General features: G+C 69.3%; 6 protein-coding genes. All 6 read left to right on the top strand.

What is annotated here, in order from left to right:
• Positions 1-377: hypothetical protein (locus ACRDU5_RS21470; RefSeq protein ID WP_526617009.1), on the top strand; the 377-nt coding region annotated here is incomplete at its 5' end.
• 21 nt (positions 378-398) lie between these two features.
• On the top strand, positions 399-851 hold the full coding sequence (locus ACRDU5_RS21465) for a hypothetical protein (protein WP_526617008.1): 453 nt from the start codon (positions 399-401) through the stop codon (positions 849-851).
• A complete protein-coding gene (locus ACRDU5_RS21460) occupies positions 844-1,044 on the top strand; it encodes a hypothetical protein (RefSeq protein ID WP_526617007.1) in 201 nt (66 codons plus the stop codon). Before ACRDU5_RS21465 ends, ACRDU5_RS21460 begins: the two co-directional genes overlap by 8 nt.
• Positions 1,041-1,394 carry a hypothetical protein gene (locus ACRDU5_RS21455; RefSeq protein ID WP_526617006.1) on the top strand — a complete coding sequence of 118 codons (354 nt, stop codon included), beginning with the start codon at positions 1,041-1,043 and terminating at the stop codon, positions 1,392-1,394. The genes ACRDU5_RS21460 and ACRDU5_RS21455 overlap by 4 nt, the downstream gene beginning before the upstream one ends.
• Positions 1,391-1,552, top strand: a complete 162-nt coding sequence (locus ACRDU5_RS21450) for a hypothetical protein (protein WP_526617005.1) — start codon at positions 1,391-1,393, stop codon at positions 1,550-1,552. Before ACRDU5_RS21455 ends, ACRDU5_RS21450 begins: the two co-directional genes overlap by 4 nt.
• Positions 1,549-2,195, top strand: a 647-nt coding sequence (locus ACRDU5_RS21445) for a phage portal family protein (protein ID WP_526617004.1), incomplete at its 3' end; no start/stop codon positions are given. The genes ACRDU5_RS21450 and ACRDU5_RS21445, both read left to right, overlap by 4 nt.

Here is a 2,195-nt window from a genome sequence, read left to right as displayed (position 1 = left end):
GGTGGATGGTCGACCGGGCGGCCGAGTTGGCGTTGAAGTGGGAGGGCGTCGTCGTCGTCGACGAGGGCGGCCCGATCGCGTACATGGCGAAGGATCTGCGCGAACGCGGCGTGCAGGTGGCGGCGCTGCAGCCGGCCGAGGTGGCGAAGCAGTGCGGGCGGATCTACGACGACATCGCGGACCGCAGGGTGACGTTCGCTCGGCGCGGGCCGTTCTGGCAGGCGATGGAGAAGGCGGTCGCTGGGTTGGCGCAGAAGGCGGCCGGTGACCGGATGGTGTGGTCGCGTGAGGCGTCCACTGCGGACATTTGCCCGTTCTTCGCGGCGACGTTGTGTTGGGACCCGAACGCGCATCCGGGTGCGTTCTTCCTGCGGTGATGGAAAGGCTTCGGTGGCTTGGTGAGTGAATGCATCTCGCGGCACGGTGAGTTCAGCTCGCACACGCGCACCGATGACCAACTCGTGTGCGACCTCTGCGGCGTGTTCGACGAGGACGGTGCACGCCAGCGGATAGCCGAGCTCGAGGCGCGCGTGGATGTGGTCGGCGAGGTGCGCAAGCTGGAGCCGAAGCCGGGTGACGTGCTGGTAGTGCGTGCCGACGGCGTGGGGCCGGAGCAGGTGCCCGAGCTGGCGGCTCATATCCGTGACCTCGTGGGCGAGCATGTCGCTGTCCTCTTCGTGGCGCCGGACGCCAGTGTGGAACTGGTCGAGAGGCACGTTGCGGCCGCCGCGCTCGCCAGCTTCGCCGACACGATCGACAGCTGGCCGGCCGACGGTCCTCGGCTGCCGCCGAGCGTCTTCTCGGCCATGGCACGGGAACGTGCGGCGGACCTTCGGGGCGACGGTGGCTGACCTCAACCCGGAGTACCGCCGCGAGCTGGCCGACCAGATCAAGGTCAACGCGCCGGACTCGTGGTGGAAGGGCGAGGACGGGGATCCCTACGAACGGCTCGTCGACGACCTGATCCGCCTGGGGTGGGCGTATCCGCCGAAACGGATGCCACCGAAGCCGATGCCGCCACAAGATCCGGGGGTGAACGGGTGAACCGTCAGGCGATTGTTCTTCCGGCGGCCGCCGATGAGCCGGTGGCCGTCAAGGTCGGCCCGGAGGGCATCGAGTGTGGGCCGATCGGGCCCGCCGTCGACCGGGCTCGCGATGAGGGGCTTCGGCTGATCGTTCTCGCCGCGACATCGCACGCCGCCGAGGACTTCGCCTGGACACGCGGGCTGCCTGCTCGTCGGGTCATCTACGGCACGCCACAGTCGGTGCGCGGCTGGACCAATCCGGACGTGGTTGTTCTGCCGGGCTGGCATGAGCGTCGTGATGCCGAACGGACCTGGGCAGCGCTGCTGCCCTGCTTCGTCACGCGGCTTCGGAAGGAATCGGCCAGGTGAACCGTCAGGCGCTGCTGTTGTTGCTGCTCGGCGTGCTCGCGCTCGTCGGCGGGATCGCCCTGTACTCGCCGCGCGCCGCGGTGCTCGCGGCCGCGGTCGTCCTGCTCCTCGCCGGTGTGCTCGCGCTCGACGTGCCCGACCGGAAGGGCCGGACGTGAGGCTCTGGGAACGCGCGGTCCGGCGCATCAACCCGCCAGCGCCTGGTGGCGAGTTCCGGATGTCGCTGTCCGAGCTCATCGGGCTGGTGTCGCAGTCCGGGATGGGGTTGCAGCAGACGATCCGCGGCGACCGGGAGGACCCGGCGTTCGGGTTCGCGCAGTTCGCGGCGACGCTGTTCGCGGCGAACCCCGTGGTGTACGGGGCAATGAAGATCCGCAAGGCCGTGTTCTCGCAGGCGTCGTTCAAGTACCGGCGGGACAAGACCGGCGAGCTGTTCGGCATGAGCTCACTGCGGCTGCTCGAGCGGCCGTGGCCGAGCGGCACGACCGCGGAGCTGCTCGCACGGATGATCCAGCACGCCGACATCGGCGGGAACTCCTACGTGCTGCGCCGCGGCGACCGGCTGCACATGATGCGGCCGGACTGGGTGTCGATCGTGATGGGGTCGCGGCTGGAGCCAGACAACCCGGCGGTCGCCGAGGACGCCGAACTGATCGGGTTCATGTACATGCCGATGGGCAGCGAGGGCTCCGCGCGGCTCTACCTGCCTGACGAGGTGGCACATTTCGCCCCGGAGCCGGATCCGCTGTCGCACTTCCGCGGCATGTCGTGGTTGACGCCAATCATCCGGGAGATCCAGGG

The sequence above is a fragment of the Mycobacterium sp. genome, from assembly GCF_050701515.1.
Lineage (GTDB): Bacteria > Actinomycetota > Actinomycetes > Mycobacteriales > Mycobacteriaceae > Mycobacterium.
This window is presented reverse-complemented; position numbering and strand designations above follow the sequence as displayed.